This is a genomic window from Kushneria phosphatilytica, assembly GCF_008247605.1.
Lineage (GTDB): Bacteria > Pseudomonadota > Gammaproteobacteria > Pseudomonadales > Halomonadaceae > Kushneria > Kushneria phosphatilytica.
The window spans coordinates 1,057,738-1,073,810 of sequence record NZ_CP043420.1 but is presented as its reverse complement, the minus strand read 5'-3'; the positions used below and the strand labels follow the sequence as shown (position 1 = coordinate 1,073,810).

At 57.1% G+C, this 16,073-nt stretch carries 14 protein-coding genes; 5 read left to right on the top strand and 9 right to left on the bottom strand.

Annotated elements, in window-relative coordinates; all coding sequences use genetic code 11:
* Positions 1 to 36: 36 nt before the first annotated feature.
* Entirely contained in the window at positions 37 to 1,104 is a 1,068-nt protein-coding gene (locus tag FY550_RS04700; protein WP_070976084.1) for an NAD(P)-dependent alcohol dehydrogenase, read from the bottom strand.
* A 212-nt stretch (positions 1,105 to 1,316) separates the two neighbouring features.
* On the opposite strand from FY550_RS04700, the gene FY550_RS04695 reads away from it, so the two are divergent.
* Positions 1,317 to 2,237 (top strand): AraC family transcriptional regulator, encoded by a 921-nt coding sequence (locus tag FY550_RS04695; protein ID WP_070976082.1) that lies wholly within the window; start codon positions 1,317 to 1,319, stop codon positions 2,235 to 2,237.
* A gap of 48 nt (positions 2,238 to 2,285) precedes the next feature.
* On the opposite strand, the gene FY550_RS04690 is transcribed toward FY550_RS04695, so the two are convergent.
* Positions 2,286 to 2,897, bottom strand: a complete 612-nt coding sequence (locus FY550_RS04690) for a DUF1003 domain-containing protein (protein ID WP_149054388.1) — start codon at positions 2,895 to 2,897, stop codon at positions 2,286 to 2,288.
* Positions 2,898 to 3,032: 135 nt separating this feature from the next.
* Between FY550_RS04690 and FY550_RS04685 the strand changes: the two genes are divergently transcribed.
* Entirely contained in the window at positions 3,033 to 4,361 is a 1,329-nt protein-coding gene (locus tag FY550_RS04685) for an MFS transporter (protein WP_070976080.1), read from the top strand.
* Positions 4,362 to 4,472: 111 nt separating this feature from the next.
* On the opposite strand, the gene FY550_RS04680 is transcribed toward FY550_RS04685, so the two are convergent.
* The 3 genes from FY550_RS04680 to FY550_RS04670 all read right to left on the bottom strand — a co-directional run bounded on the left by FY550_RS04680 (position 4,473) and on the right by FY550_RS04670 (position 7,655).
* A complete protein-coding gene (locus FY550_RS04680; protein WP_070976078.1) occupies positions 4,473 to 5,990 on the bottom strand; it encodes a tripartite tricarboxylate transporter permease in 1,518 nt (505 codons plus the stop codon).
* A 16-nt stretch (positions 5,991 to 6,006) separates the two neighbouring features.
* The gene (locus FY550_RS04675; RefSeq protein ID WP_070976075.1) at positions 6,007 to 6,447 is read right to left on the bottom strand and encodes a tripartite tricarboxylate transporter TctB family protein; all 441 of its coding nucleotides are present in this window, start codon (positions 6,445 to 6,447) and stop codon (positions 6,007 to 6,009) included.
* A 113-nt stretch (positions 6,448 to 6,560) separates the two neighbouring features.
* On the bottom strand, positions 6,561 to 7,655 hold the full coding sequence (locus FY550_RS04670) for a type 2 periplasmic-binding domain-containing protein (protein WP_233350271.1): 1,095 nt from the start codon (positions 7,653 to 7,655) through the stop codon (positions 6,561 to 6,563).
* Positions 7,656 to 7,982: 327 nt separating this feature from the next.
* On the opposite strand from FY550_RS04670, the gene FY550_RS04665 reads away from it, so the two are divergent.
* On the top strand, positions 7,983 to 9,230 hold the full coding sequence (locus FY550_RS04665) for a cation:proton antiporter (RefSeq protein WP_070976073.1): 1,248 nt from the start codon (positions 7,983 to 7,985) through the stop codon (positions 9,228 to 9,230).
* Between the two features lie 100 nt (positions 9,231 to 9,330).
* A complete protein-coding gene (locus tag FY550_RS04660) occupies positions 9,331 to 10,056 on the top strand; it encodes a YebC/PmpR family DNA-binding transcriptional regulator (RefSeq protein WP_070976071.1) in 726 nt (241 codons plus the stop codon).
* A gap of 18 nt (positions 10,057 to 10,074) precedes the next feature.
* On the opposite strand, the gene FY550_RS04655 is transcribed toward FY550_RS04660, so the two are convergent.
* From FY550_RS04655 to FY550_RS04640, 4 genes are all read right to left on the bottom strand, one after another.
* Entirely contained in the window at positions 10,075 to 10,626 is a 552-nt protein-coding gene (locus FY550_RS04655; RefSeq protein ID WP_070976069.1) for a putative glycolipid-binding domain-containing protein, read from the bottom strand.
* Positions 10,627 to 11,088, bottom strand: coding sequence for a GNAT family N-acetyltransferase (locus FY550_RS04650; protein ID WP_070976067.1), 462 nt, complete (start codon positions 11,086 to 11,088; stop codon positions 10,627 to 10,629).
* A gap of 141 nt (positions 11,089 to 11,229) precedes the next feature.
* A complete protein-coding gene (locus tag FY550_RS04645; RefSeq protein WP_070976065.1) occupies positions 11,230 to 12,087 on the bottom strand; it encodes a Clp1/GlmU family protein in 858 nt (285 codons plus the stop codon).
* Positions 12,088 to 12,218: 131 nt separating this feature from the next.
* A complete protein-coding gene (locus tag FY550_RS04640; RefSeq protein WP_199287850.1) occupies positions 12,219 to 13,679 on the bottom strand; it encodes a catalase in 1,461 nt (486 codons plus the stop codon).
* A 508-nt stretch (positions 13,680 to 14,187) separates the two neighbouring features.
* On the opposite strand from FY550_RS04640, the gene FY550_RS04635 reads away from it, so the two are divergent.
* Positions 14,188 to 15,840, top strand: coding sequence for a methyl-accepting chemotaxis protein (locus FY550_RS04635; protein ID WP_168169264.1), 1,653 nt, complete (start codon positions 14,188 to 14,190; stop codon positions 15,838 to 15,840).
* The last annotated feature ends 233 nt before the right edge of the window (positions 15,841 to 16,073 follow it).

The following is a 16,073-nucleotide window of genomic DNA, read 5'->3' as shown; positions in this document are numbered from 1 at the left end:
GCCGGTTAAAAACTGCATCACATGGCAAGGGCCATCTCAGGCGGCAGACTGCGCCTTGAGCGAAGCCATGTCGATAACAAAGCGATATTTCACATCACCCTTCTGCATGCGCTCGAAGGCTTCGTTGATCTGATCGATATTGATCATTTCGACATCGCAGGTAATACCGTTTTCAGCGCAGAAGTCGAGCACTTCCTGGGTTTCCGGCATGCCGCCGATCAATGAACCTGCCAGTACACGACGCTTGAAGATCAGCGAGCCGCCATTGACCGCCGGATCGATCGGCTCAAGCAGTCCCACCAGGATGTGGGTGCCGTCATACCGCAGCGCATTGAGATAGGGGTTAAGATCATGCTGGACCGGTACGGTGTCGAGCATGAAATCGAAGGTCTCGGCGACTTCGGCCATCTGCGCCTCATCGGACGAGATCACCACGTGATCGGCACCCTGACGCTTCGCTTCACTCACCTTGCTCTGTGAGCGAGTGAACAACGTCACCTCGGCACCCAGCGCCTTTGCCAGCTTGACGCCCATATGGCCAAGCCCGCCCATGCCGATCACACCAACCTTGTGGCCGGGTTTCACGCCATAGTGCTTGAGCGGAGAATAAGTCGTAATGCCGGCACACATGAGCGGTGCCGCAGAAGGCAGATCGATGCCTTCAGGCATGCGGACCACGAAGCGGTCACTGACCACGATGGCATCGGAGTAGCCGCCCTGGGTCATGGTGCCGTCATGGCGATCGGCACTGCCATAGGTCATGGTAAAGCCGTTCTCGCAGTATTGCTCCAGACCCTCGTTACAGGCCTGACAGTGACGGCAGGAATCCACCATGCACCCCACGCCGACAACATCACCGATCTGATGGCCGGTCACTGCGGATCCCACTGCCGTGACGCGTCCGACAATCTCATGCCCGGGTACGATCGGATAACTCGTCATGCCCCAGTCGTTACGCGCGAAATGCAGATCGGAATGACAGACGCCGCAGTAGAGGATATCGATGGCGACATCATCGGCACGCAGATCACGTCGCTCGAACCGATAGGCGGAAAGCGGTTTGTCAGCCGCATGGGCGGCATACGCCTGAACCTGTGTTGGCATACAAGACCTCATGATGAAAGAGACTGGGTGCCTGATATTCGATCGGGCACTGATCAAGTGCCTCAAGTATGTGACATGCCTCGTTGGTCAGCCATGCATCATCCTCGAAGTGATTTGCACAATCCTCCACATCGAGAGATAAAACACCTGTTACACCAGCTCTTTCATGCATAATATGCCAACAGACATCGATATGGCCTTCGTACCCGGCGATGAAGACTGCAGACACCGCTACGCTCCAACCCACGGATATTGCCTCCGCCAATCAGCGCATGAGCGCACTGATCAGGCCGCTGATTGATCGCGATGGTTTCACACCTACTGCACTGGAGGGGGTACAGCTGATGGCGGCACATCATGGCGAGCCCGCCACCCCACAGTGCTATGAACCGGGCCTGATTATTATCGCGCAGGGCGGGAAGACCGCTTACCTCGGCGACCGGGCGATGCATTACGGCGCGGGGCATTATCTGGTGCAGGCCATGTCGCTGCCCTTTGAATGTGAAACCCGGGCTGATCCCGGGCATCCCATGCTGGGGCTGACCCTGCGCATCGATCCAGCCATGCTGGGTGAACTGACTCGAATCCTGCCGGAGCCAATGTCGGATACGCCGCAACCGATGGCGGCTGTGCCCATTGATCCGGCCATGGGAGACAGTGTCGTACGCCTGCTCGAATGTCTGCATGATCCGCTGACACGTCAGGCGCTGGGCGAGGCCCGCATCCGCGAAGTCCTGTTCGAGGCACTGCGTGGTCCTCAGGGTGCCTCATTACATCATCTGCTGCATCATCAAAGCCACTACGGCCGCATCGCCCGTGCCCTGGAGCTGATCCATCACGGTTATACCGAGCCACTGTCGGTGGAATGGCTGGCCGAGCATGTCAACATGAGCCCCTCTTCCTTCCATTACCACTTCCGCGAGCTGACCTGTCACTCACCTTTGCAATATCAGAAGCGTATCCGACTGCTGCGGGCACGCCTGATGCTGCGACGTGCCGAACAGGTGGGGACCACGGCAACCAGCGTCGGCTATCAAAGTGCCTCCCAGTTCAGTCGTGAATACAAGCGCTATTTCGGTATCAGTCCGATCGATGAACTGCGTCGGCAACATGCGCTGGCCGAACCTTCCTGATATGACTCCAGCGGCGTTCTCGACTACGCCACGCAGGACAACTCCAGCTTATCGCCCGCTGATGTACAGTCCCGGCATGACAGCCGGATCGTGATGACATGAAGGCGTGACCTCTCGCTCACTCAATAATATCTCCAGCAGACGAATCTGCTGATTCTGCTGTTCAATCAGGGCCAGCCATTGATGTTCACGCAGCTGATCGAGCTTGTCGTGCAATTCGCGAATTTCCAGCTCGGACTTCAGATTGACCTCATAGTCATGTGCTGCTTCCAGTCGATCCCGTGCGGCCTGCCGATTCTGTGACATCATGATGATGGGCGCCTGAATCGCCGCCAGCAGGGACAAAAACAGATTGAGCAGAATATAGGGGTAGGGGTCGAAGGCATGCGCCCATGTGGCCAGTACGACACTATTAAGCAATATCCATGTGCCCAGCACGGCCAGAAACAGCAGGATAAAGGTCCAGGAGCCGCCAAAAGTGGCAATGCGATCCGACAGTCGCTCACCGAAGCTGCGACCGTCAGCGAATTCCTGATTGATATTACGGCTGATATGAGAGCGCTGCTGCAGATGCTCGATGACGCGACGTTCACGCCGGGAGAGCTGCTCCCACTCCTTGTGCAGCACATGTTTTGCCAGACTACGGGAAGAGAGGGCCATGGAAGCCTCACTGTCGAATCAGGCTCGCAGTGCGAGCGACGTTAATGACTTCAGGGCCCGCTACAGGCCCATGGAAGCAATTTCGACCATGATTCGACAGGATGCTACCGACACCTGCAAGGGGAACCGATCATCATGAGCACCACCGAAGCGCGACGCCCCACGACCCTGTCAGCCGCCTGGAGCCTATGGACTCTCCTTCTGGGCGTAGGCCTGCTGATGCTGGGCAATGGACTGCAGAGCAGTCTGCTGGGGGTAAGAGCCTCTTCGGCAGGGTTTGGCAATACCGTCACCGGGATCGTGATGTCGGCCTACTTTGTCGGTTTCCTGCTGGGCTCGACACTGACCCCACGCAAATTGCGCGAAGTCGGTCACGTGCGAGTATTTGCTGCACTGGCGTCGATCACTTCAGTCGCGATTCTGATCCAGGCCATTTTCGTCGACCCCTGGACATGGGGCGCCATGCGCTTCGTCACCGGTTTTACCTATGCCGGGCTCTATGTCGTCGCGGAAAGCTGGCTCAACGGGTACGCCTCCAATCGTCTGCGCGGTCGCCTGCTGGCGATCTATATGGTGATCAGTTACCTCGGCATGGGCGGGGGACAATTGCTGCTGAATGCTGCCGATCCAGGCGGCTATACGCTCTTCCTGCTGGTGTCGATGCTGGTGTCGCTGGCACTGGTACCCATTCTGCTGAGCTACACGCCGCAACCGGATAGCGGACAGCCCGAGGCGATGAGCCTGCGGCAGCTTTATCGGATCTCTCCTCTCGGTACCGTGGGCTGCTTCATGACCGGCGTTACCAACGGTGCCGTGTTTGGCATGGGCGCTGTCTTTGCGACCAACAGTGGTTTGAACGTCACCCAGGTGGCCGCCTTCATGAGCGCCTTCATCTTTGGTGGCGCCATTCTTCAGTGGCCGCTGGGCAAACTTTCCGACAAGGCAGACCGTCAGTGGGTCATCGTGATCGTAGCGATCATTGCCACCGGGCTGGCGCTGGCAGGCGCCCTCGTCAGCGGCTGGTCTGCCTGGACACTGACGGCGCTGGGCGCTCTGCTGGGCGGCACCACGCTCACGCTCTACTCGATCTTTCTGGCCTGCGCCAACGATTTCCTGACCGACCGTCAGACCATCGCCGCCAGTGCCAGTCTGGTACTGGCACTGGGTATCGGCGCCATTCTCGGCCCGTTCAGTGCCGGACTGCTGATGGAGTGGTTCGGTCCTGATGGTTTCCTCTGGGATCTGGCATTGATGCATGTGCTGATGACGCTCTTCGGGGTCTACTGCATCCGCCGTCACCCCACCAACGCCTCGACCGAGCAGGGGCACTATGTGGTCGTACCCTCGGAAACCGCACCTTTGGGGAGCGCCTGGACCGAAGAAGCGGCTCATGAGGAAACCCAGCTGGAGCTGGGTCTGGAGTCCGACACTGCAGTGTCGGAAAGCGAGGCTTCGAATCAGTAATGATCAGCGGTCCTGAATGTTGCACGAAAACGGCCTGACTCGTTAGCTCACCCCCTCGGTATGAGGGGGCGGGTGGTTGCGGGCGCGAAGATCAGACAAAGGGATCTTTTACTACGAGGCCGCCCCCTCGGCGCCCCTCAGCTGCTGTTTTCGGTTACGGATATTCAGATAGATAGAGAAGAACACTGATAGCGCAATCAGCCCCCACAAAAAGACCGCAATCGGGCTTTTGGTGAAAAATACGCTCAGATTGCCATAGGACTCGATCGTCTTGACGAAATAAACCTCGGCATTTGGCCCCAGAATGAAGCCAATCACGAAGGGGGCGATCTCGAGCCCGATTTTGGTCATCATGAAGCCAAGCACACCGAAGATCAGCAACGTCCAGACATCAAACATGATGCCATAGTTGATGGCGTAAGCACCGGCTACACACATCATCACAATGATGGGATAGAGAATGTGTTTGGGCACCATGACAATACGAGCGATATAACGAATCGCCAGAAACATCACCGCGAACATGATGACGTTGGCGGCCACCAGCGCCACCATCATCAGGTGCCAAGTATCGGTATTGTCGCCGATGAACAGTGGTCCAACCTGAATGCCCTGCAGAGTAAAGGCCCCGATCAGCACTGCTGTGGTCGAATCTCCCGGGATACCCAACGATAGCAGTGGAATCAGCGCCCCACCGGTTAGCGCATTGTTGGAGGATTCGGAAGCCACCACGCCCTGAGGCGCCCCCTTGCCGAGCTGAGAGGAATCGCGCGAGAAGTTCTTTTCCTGGGTATAGGCGAGAACCGAAGCCGCACTACCGCCCACCCCGGGCAAAATACCGACGAAGGTACCGATCACCGAAGAGCGTGTCAGATTGGTCAGTTGCCCACGAAGTTGCGAGAAGCTGAATCGTTGGCCCTTGCCAAAATTGACGCCGGCACCGGAAAGGTCGTTACGCACTCCCTTTTCGGCTTCCAGCAGAATAGTGGTAATACCAAACAGACCGATCAGCACCGGCAGTAGCGAGAATCCTTCATGCAGCCATGGGTCCATGAAGTCGAACATTAGCCGGGTATGGCCATTGCCGCCATCCGAGATGCTATAGGCGCCGATCAGACTGAACCACACGCCCAGCAGACCACTGAAGATACCGATCAGCATGTTGCGACTCAGGGCGGCAATGACCGTTAGTGCCAGAAAGATGATCAGAAATTTCTCTACATAGGAGAATCTGATCGACAGATCGGCCAGCACCGGTGCAAAGAAAAACAGTACCGCTGCGCTGAAAAGACCACCAAAGATGGAGGCGACAATTCCGATCTTCAGCGCCCGCTCCCCCTCCCCTTTCTGAGCCATCGGGTAACCGTCGAAGGTCGTGGTAATCGAGGAAGGTGTACCCGGGATATTGAGTAGTACGGCCGGTACCATACCACCGGAAATACCACCAACATATAGTCCCAGCAGCAGTGCCAGACCGTGATTGATATCCAGTGCATAGGTCAGCGGCAAACACACGGCCACGGCCATGGTGGCTGTCATGCCGGGAATAGCGCCGAAGAAGATACCCACGATGGCACCCAGAGAGGCCAACAGGAAGAAAGTGATATCCAGCTGGGAGACAAATTCCATGACGATTACTCCGGGCTCATGGCAGGGTGATATTGAACAATCTGGCAAGAATCAGCCATGCCACCAGTGGGGCAATGACAGCATTCAGGGTGATGATTACGAGATGGCGAGGGGTTCTGTCGTGCAGATACAGCAGCGACAACAGGAAGATAAAAATGATCGAGGAGAATAGAAAACCGTAGCCGGTATAGGGCCAAACTTGCCCCATTTCATTCATGGCAATGAAGTAGACCACGATCAGTGCCAGCGTCCCCCAGAAGCGAAACCTGTCCATCCCCCGGCCGAACAGCACCCCTCGATTTCGATCGCTGAAAGCCTGCAAAAGCGGCCTGGTACGGGTCACCAGGATAATCAGAAACACGACGCCAAGCGCCCAGCTCACCAGTTCAGGGAAAAACAGATGCGACTGCTCGAACTTTATGGAAATATCAAAAAGGGGATAAAGACCAGTCGACATATTCCGTCCACCCTTTACGATCGCGACTGTTATCGCTTGAAGACTTGATTGTTTTACCGACCACTCCAGGACGCAGGCCGGGAGTCAGTTTCTTTCCCGGCCTTGCGGAACACTCACTGAATGTTATTGATCACCTTCCTGTATTCCGCCATTTTCTGCTTCAGGTGCTTCTCGGACTCATCCGACTTGCGAAAATCAGGGATAAAGAATGCCTTCTTCTCGGCCTTCTGGATATCGCCGTTCTGATAGATTTCGCTCAGAGCCTGGTCGATCTCATTGACGATTTCTGGATCCATATCCTTGTTATAAAGGAAGAAGAACTCCTTATCGAAAGTAAAATTCGCATCCTTCCCCATCGCCACCGTGACATTGGGCTCGACATATTTCAGTAGTTCTTCGCGTCCGGTCTTGCCGTACCCGCTCTCAGGCGCCTGCTTGATGGTGTCGTGATTGGCGGTCAGCCAGATAAAACGCATTGCCTTCTGATCATCAGCCGGCAAATGAGTAAACTGTCCGTTGGCCTGCACGCTGCCATTGATGACATCGGCCTGATCGTTGAACAGCTGCTGATTCTTGTCGGATTGTGAGCCGGTATTAATGGCAACCAGATTTTCTTCCTTGCCGGGATGCTGAAGCTTGAGTGCATTTTTCATGGCGCTAAAGCCGATTTCCGAGACACCACCTGGTTGAATGGCCACACGAACACGCTTGCCTTCGGCGGCGGCATTCATGACATCATCCATACTCTTGTAGGGGGAGTTCCTGGCAACGAGGTAGGCATTTCCTGGATTGATCGCCAACGTCGGACCGATCCTGTAATCGTCAAATATATTGGAATATCCAGGCACGCCATACAGATCCCCCAGATAGGATTGATCATGGAAAATCATCAAAGTATGCCCGCGGGAGTCGCGGGATAGAATACGAAATGCCGAGCTGGCACCCACGGCATCTACCTTGACATTCAGATCGAGCTTTTTCTCCAGTTGATTGGCCACGATATTGGAAATCTGATAGGTATCGCCACCGGTAGAAGTCGAGCCAATGACAATACGGACATTGCCTCTCAGGGCGTGTTCGGCCGCCATGGCAGAAGTGGTTGCCACTGTGGATAGCACTGCGGCAATCAGCACTCCCTTCAGTTTCGCTGCGATGTTTTTTCCCAACATGTTCTCACCTCTCGGAAGGAATGAATTGAGCGCTTTCATGCTTGTCCATCCGTGTTGTTAGCCGAGGCACTACCTGACGATATCGACACACACTCAGCAGTATTTTTTATTCGGCTTTTCTGAAATTTTCTGCCGAAACAAGCATCGTCGATCTGCTCCTCTGGTTGCACCTGAAAGATGTCATACATCATACATCGCAACACATTGCACTTTTGTAGTAACCATGAAACAGGAGTAAAGGGCTTTACGTTGGCAAACCGGGCTGGCTCTGACACTCAATACTGCTAACTTATCGCGACGGCCATACAGGGATGTATGGCGAATACCGATAACGCCCCGTTACCCGGGGCTTGCAAGTGGTGCTGCATGGAGCCTCATATCATTATCCTCGGCGGGCTTGGCCTGCTGATTCTGCTGGTGGCGTGGATGCCGATCCTGCTCAGGAACGTGCCGCTGTCACTGCCCATACTCTGCATACTGATCGGCTTCGGGTTGTTCAGCTGGCTGGGTAACCCCAATTTCGATCCTCGTGCCTTTCCGAGTCTCACCCAGCTTCTGACCGAGCTGACGGTGATCATCTCGCTGGCGGGCGCCGGATTGCGCATTGATCGTCGTCTGATTCCCGGCGAGTGGACCAATACCGCACGCCTGCTGGGGCTCACGATGCCCCTGACAATTGCCATCATTACCCTGCTGGCCGTTGGCGTATTGGGCATGCCCTGGGCGACAGCATTACTGCTGGGGGCCGTCATTGCACCCACCGACCCCGTGCTGGCCGCTGATGTTCAGGTCGGACCGCCCCGCTCGGGGCCACGTGATGAAGTCCGCTTCAGTCTGACGTCCGAAGCGGGTCTCAACGATGGGCTGGCCTTTCCCTTCATTTATCTGGCCATTGCGCTGGCAGCTCATCAGGGTGAGCTCGGCAGCTGGCTCTGGAGCTGGTTGGGCGTCGACGTGCTCTGGCGGGTCGCGGCAGGCGCTGGCGCCGGCTGGCTGATCGGGCGAGTGCTGGGCGCCATGATGTTCCATCGCAGCCGGATCTCCCTGGCACGCAAGGGCCCCGGGTTTGCCGCTCTGGGGGTCACTTTTGTTGCCTATACCGGTGCCGAAGCCATTCAGGGCTATGGCTTTATTGCCGTTTTTGTCGCCGCCATGGTGCTACGCATCCAGGAAGACGAGCACGATTTTCACATTCGCCTGCACGATTTCAGCGTGGAGATCGAGCATCTGTTGATGATGCTGCTGTTAGTGCTGTTCGGCGGTTTTCTCGCCGGCCCCCTGCTCACGGATCTCTCCTGGCCCATAGCCATCGTGGGCGTGCTGATCCTCTTTCTCGTGCGGCCGCTGGCCGGACTGCTGGGTCTGCTGGGTTCCGGTATGCCCTCGTCGGATCGGGGCATCGTCAGTCTGTTCGGTATCCGCGGTATCGGCTCCTTTTATTATCTCGCCTATGCCGTCAGCCACGGTCAGTTCGAGCGAATTGACGAAGTCTGGACTCTGGTCGGTTTCGTGGTGCTGATCTCCGTAATCTTCCATGGCATCTCCTCGGGGCATCTGCTGGGGTGGCGCGATCGACTTCGCCAGCGCATGGCTGCACGCAGCAGCAGGAAGTAAAGCTCTGAATGCCCCCCTTTCAAGGCGCCAAATAGCGCTATTCAGGTCGATCGGGGTTGAGTAAGATGCGCCGGTTCCCGATAAAGGTGAGAGCAGCGACATGGGCAGGGCTTATCAGAACCGCAAGGTTTCCATGGCCAAAACGGCCGACGCCAAGACAAAGGTCTACAGCAAGTACGGCCGCGAGATCTATGTCAGTGCCAAATCCGGAGGTGTCGATCCGGCGGGCAATCTGACCCTGCGCGGTCTGATCGAGCGCGCCCGCAAGGATCAGGTGCCCACGCATGTCATCGACAAGGCACTGGACAAGGCGCGAGGCGGCGGTGGTGAGGACTTCTCGCCGACCCGCTACGAAGGTTTCGGCCCCGGTAACTGCATGGTGATCGTCGATTGTCTCACCGATAATCCCAACCGCACCTTCGGCGACGTCCGCGGCTGTTTCACCAAAATGAAGGCAAAGATCGGCACGCCCGGTAGTGTCAGCCACATGTTCGATCACTGCGCTATCCTGGCCTTTGCCGGCGAAGACGAAGACGCCGTACTGGAAGCGCTGATGGAGGCCGATGTTGATGTCACCGACATCGAAAGTGAAGATGGTCGTCTGACCGTATTTGCTCCGCATACCGAATATGCCAAAGCCAAACAGGCGCTGATCGATACCTTTGGTGAACTCGACTTCGAGGTTGATGAGATCCAGTTCGTGGCTCAGACCACCACGCCACTGGAGGGTGAGGATGCCGCCGCCATGGAGAAGTTTCTCGGCCTGCTCAACGATCTCGACGATGTGCAGAATGTCTTTCACAACGCCGAGATACCCGAAGCCTGACCGGGCTGACAGTTGGCCTCAGGTCGCTTCTCGCCTGAACAGACCGGGATATTCGATGACCCAGCCATCGCCATCGATCATGATGGCGCTCTCATAACCACTGTCGAGGTTGTGATAGTCGAAGCTGTATCCGGGCTCACGACAGGTGTAGCGCTGGCGTGCCGGATGCGCTTTCATCTCCGGCAGGGTAAGGTGCACCACGGCCAGTTCGCAGGTGTCTCCGGCTGACCAGTTGTAACGCCGGATCGGCAGGGAATTGCTGAAGGGCGTGAACGCCAGATCAATATCGATGCAACCGGCCAGGTCTTCACGATCGACTCCATTCAGTTGCCAGTTCCCCTCACCATCACTTGTGAGTTCAAGCCTCCACTCTTCCAGCAACGCCTGTAACCCAAGCCGGCGACAGCGACCCTGTTCATCCAGCCGGACCCGATAGTCAAACGCATAGGGGCATTCAGGCGTTCGGCCAACCGCCACACCATGGGCGAGCAGCCCCTCGGCCGAGGTCATCACCCGTAGACGCTCCGTACCGGCGTATTCCAGCGCGCGCCAGAACAGCTCATGTGTCATTCAACTCTCCATCTCTGCAGCCGGCCGACGCATTTCGCTGACCAGCACCTCGTTGTCGCGATAGAAGCCGAGAAATTCGCCCACCAGCCGAAAGCCCAGCGAGTCGTAAAGCTGTTGCGCCGGAGTATTGGAGCTGACTACGTTCAACCGGACCTCTCCTTCGAGACGCGCCAGCACCGCTGCCACCAGGGCTCGACCCACGCCTCTGCCCCGGGCCCGGGGATGCACAAACAGACTTCCGATCTTCTGGCCCTGCCAGGTGATATAGCCCTCAACACTCTCATTCTCATCTGCCCAGACCTGCACACGGGAACGCTGAAAATCATCAAACCGCTGGGCATCCTGCTCCAGCCCCACCACATCGAACTCTGACTTCTCGAATCGAAACTCATCGGGCTTCGCCTGCGCGTAGATGGTCAGGATCCGCTCCAGATCTTCGGGCCGATAATCACGAATGGTCATAAGCAATCTGCGACTTTAGTGTGCATGCCTCATCCTCTCCCGGGTGAAGATTTCTGGCAATGAAGCGGACAACAGAACAATGGCACATACAACCTTTGACTCGTCACCGAGAAGTCATGCCCCTGCTCCAGGCCATCTCGTTCAATCGATACCAATCGGCATGGCTTCCCAACTTTCACTGAGCAAGAGTCTGCCCGGACGAAGCAGTCTGATTGCGCTGATATCACACTCGGGCGCCAGTAGTGATACGCCCGACTGATCAGGTCGCTCGAGTATCACCCCCAGCGCCCTGTCCTGACCATTTTGATCCGCCAGCCCCACCAGTTGACGTGGTATCGGCTCTCGATCGCCCTGCCAACGCGCGCACTTCAGAGGTAGCGTCACTGCATGGGCCGCCTCCCCGAAGTACTCTGCAAAGGCGGCCATCCGGGCGCGACGTCGTTCATTTCGACCGCGTCGCCGAGCATGCGGTGAGGCGGCCAGTCGCAGGACAGGCAGGCGCCGGTGTGGCTGCAGAATTGCGTCCAATGCCGGATCATCGCCCAGAACTACAATCAGCTGCGGTCGTGCGGCGTCAATCACGGTCGCCTTGAGCGCCCGCCCTCGCCCACTGAGCAGGCCGCTGGTATTGATCACGGTCAATGTCGTTTGACCATGGTGTTTCATCAGCCGCGGCAAGCCTTGTCTGACGCCACTCAGGGCCTCTGCCGCGCTGGTGGTCCCAACAAAGGCGATGGCCGCCAGTCGGTCCGGGGTAGTGGGCTGCGAACGGCTTAGTGTCGCCGGCGGTCCCACCATCTTCTGACCCGGATCGGTATCCACCAGCGTATATGTACACGCCCTTCGATCCGCCGCGGCCATCAGCGCTCGACAGAAGGTGCTCTTGCCACTATCCACCGCTCCCAGCACCAGCACGCGGCCACCACCGTTTGCCAGTATTTGCTCAATGGCCGTTTGCCAACCGGCAGGCAGTCTGATCTCGGTTTCGTCAACGGTCATCCAATGCCCCTGTGGCGTGTGAATGAATGCCGTTAATCCGGTTGCCGGGGATAACAATAACAACGGGCCCGCCCATCCGAAGATGGCGGGCCCGTTCATTCACTCATGAAGCGAATCGATCCCGAAGGGATTCAGCCCTTGTTGGCTCGAACACCCTCTTCGATACGTTGGCCGATGGTGGCATCAATGTTACGCCAGTATTCGAAGGCGCGCTCCAGTACCGGCTCGCTCACACCGCCGCACAGATGACCGACCACGTTCGATACCAGCCGATCGCGCTCGGACTGATCCATGACCTTGTTGATCAGGTCATTGGCCTGGCTGAAGTCATCGTCATCCTGGCGCAGGGTATAGGGCGCCCGCACCATCTGGCCACTGGTCTGCCAGGTGGAATCCGTCGGATAGCGCTCGCCATCGGCCGCCGGGCCACCCTTGGAGTTCGGCGCATAAACCGGGTCGGATACCTTCTGCACCCGCATGGCACCATCCTTGCTGTAGCTGTGGACGGGCGCGACCGGGGCATTGACCGGAATCTGCTTGTAGTTGACACCAAGACGGGCACGGTGAGCGTCAGCATAGGAGAAGATCCGGCCGATCAGCATCTTGTCCGGGCTGGTGCCAATACCGGGAACCAGGTTGTTGGGCTCGAAGGCCAACTGTTCGATCTCGGTATGGTGATCAGTCGGATTGCGATCCAGCGTCAGCTTGCCAACCTTGATCAGCGGATAGTCCTCATGTGGCCAGACCTTGGTCAGATCAAAAGGGTTGAGCCGATAGGTTTCCGCTTCCTCGAACGGCATGACCTGCATGTACAGCGTCCAGCTCGGATAGTCGCCGCGCTGAATGGCATCGAACAGATCTCGGGTATGGTAGTCGCCATCGCCGCTGGAGAGCCGGTCACCCTCTTCCTGGGTCAGACACTCGATGCCCTGATCGGTCTTGAAGTGATACTTGACCCAGAACTTTTCGCCCTGAGCGTTGGCCCACATGTAGGTATGGCTGGAGTAGCCGTTCATGTGACGCCAGGTCTTCGGAATACCGCGATCGCCCATCAGCCAGGTGACCTGATGGGCAGATTCCGGCGACAGCGTCCAGAAGTCCCACTGCATGTCATGATCGCGCAGATTGTTGTCAGCGCGCCGCTTCTGGGAACGAATGAAGTGCTGAAACTTCATCGGATCACGGATGAAGAACACCGGCGTGTTGTTCCCCACCATGTCGTAGTTGCCTTCGCTGGTATAGAACTTCAGGGAGAAGCCACGCGGATCGCGCCAGGTGTCCGGACTACCGCGCTCACCGGCAACGGTGGAGAAGCGGATGGCCACGTCGGTTCTGGTACCGGGCTGGAACACCGCTGCTCGGGTATATCGGCTGACATCCTCGGTCACTACGAAATGACCGAAGGCACCGCTGCCCTTGGCGTGGGGCTGGCGCTCGGGAATGCGCTCACGGTTGAAATTGGCCATCTGCTCGATCAGATAGTGATCGTGCATGACGATCGGGCCATCAGGTCCGACAGACAGGGAATGCTCGTCGCTGGCTACCGGAATACCGGCATCGGTCGTTGTGGGCTTGCGGTTATCGCTGGTCACGATGTTCCCCTCCATTACCTTGTGGGCACGGTTCTCCAACCGTGCTCTTGCGTGGCTCGCACCCTTTCCCGAAAGGCTGCCTTGCGGTGTCGATTCCGGGGTCAGTCACCACCCGCCCTCAATGGCAGCAAAATGGCGGTGCCGGGTATCAACCGGTGCGAACACCCGCACCATCTAAGGAAAAAGGGCACGAAATGTCTACCCGATCAGTCGCGTCGAAAGCGCCTCACAGGTGCCGGTGGCGAAGTGGTTCAGGCGCGCCATGTGACCATGACACCGGAATGACGGGGGCTGGCGATAGATTCACTCTTTTTGGAACTCGAAAATTATAGCTATTAACAATCACCAGCATCGGTAAATATTATCGTCCGAAGAGCCGCGTGAAGGCCTGCTCAGTGCTCTTTCTCCGCCGATGCTCAATTTTCCCGGAAATCCACCGATACCTCCATTTGTCTATATGAATAAATGAAAAGGAGAAACCGGGATGGGGGTCGCAAAAGGAATTTCGATGCGTTCGAAACTCTGGGGCACACTGGCGCTGATGTGGATCGGAATGATGATCATCGTGGGCTGGGGAGGGTTCGAGCGTAAACAGATGCTCATTGATGAACGCATGGCGGGTCTGAAGCATCTGATCACCAGCGCACATAATCTTGCTGAAAGCTATGTCGACCAGGTCCAGAGCGGCGAACTGACCAGGGAACAGGCACAGAAGCTGGCCATTCGCAATGTCGGTGAGCTGACTCACGATGGCAGCTATATCTATATCTTCAACAATGATCTCAAACTGGTCTGGCACCCCAAACGCGACGCCGGCACCGACATGAGCAATTTCCGCGATGATAACGGCATCTACTTCTATCGCGAATTGCGCAAGGTGGCGCAACCTTCCGAGGGCGGGACCTTTCTCTATACCTCCTATAACGATCAGAAGAATCAGAACGAATCGCGGCTGAACTATGTGCAGCGCGTGCCTGAATGGAACTGGTATCTCGCTACCAATGTGTATATCACCGATATCAACGCCACGTTCTGGCGCAACATGATGAAGATGGGACTGGTCTCGCTGGTGATCGGGCTCATCATCACGCTGGTGATGAGCTGGATCATTCGCAATGTACTGACCAGTCTGGGGGGTGACCCTGAACATGCCAAGCAGGTGGTTCAGCGCATCGCTTCAGGAGATCTTGGTCATCCACTTGATCTATCACCGCGAGATCGCAGCAGTCTGCTTTATGCCATTGAAGGTATGCGTGTGCGATTGGTCAGCGTGCTGGGTAATGTCAGTCAGGCCGGGCTTGCCATCAGTGCCGGCACCCGCCGGATTGCCGATGGCAACCAGGATCTGTCGGCACGGACAGAACAGCATTCAGCCTCCATCGAGGAAACGGCTGCCAGCATGGAACAGTTGACCCAGACCGTGCACCAGAATGCCGATAACGCACACCAGGCGCGCGCGCTTGCCGTTGAAACCAGTACTACCGCTGGTGAGGGAGGCGAAATGATGAACCGGGTCGTCTCGCACATGGAAGAGATCAATGCCAGCTCACGCCAGGTCACCGATATCATTGAGCTGATCGACTCGATTGCCTTCCAGACCAACCTGCTGGCATTGAATGCTTCGGTCGAGGCAGCGCGGGCCGGTGAGCAGGGGCGTGGGTTCGCCGTCGTCGCCAATGAAGTGCGAGGGCTGGCCGGACGCAGTGCCGATGCCTCAAAGGAGATCCGCGCGCTTCTGGAGAGCTCGAAAACGAAGGTGGAACAGGGTAGTGCAGTAGTGAGCGAAGCCCGGCAGGTGATCCAGCGTGTGGTCGATAGCGCGGGCCGCATGACTGATCTGATGGATGAAATCTCGACCGCCTCCAGTGAACAGAGTAACGGCATCGAGCAGATCAATATCGCCGTGAGCCAGATGGATCAGGTCACCCAGCAAAACTCCGGCCTGGTCCAGGAAGCGGCCAACGCGACCGAAATGCTGCGTGATCAGGTCACCCAGTTGGAAACCGAGATTGCCTGGTTCAAGCTGGAGCGCACCTCTCCTGCCAGTCACGGTGCACACTCGGCCAAAACCGCAGCCCTCTCCACCAGCCAGGCATCATCGGATACGGTATCGGGCGCTGCAGAGACCGCCACTGCCGAAAAGGAGTGGGAAACCTTCTGAATCCGATCACGGCCTGCCCGGGGCAGGCCGTGACCCTGCCTTTTCCATCCCCACCGGGCTGATCCATACTGACCCCGATCTCAAAGCGTGCCGACTCTCCATGCAGGCCAGCACTCGGCAAACGATGCCAAAAACGTGCTGCGGCATTGAAATATTTCAACACGTTACTATATTGCCACTTCAGACATGGTTAAGGTCTCTCCTGCCAGGGAAGTGGCGCTAAAATGAATATT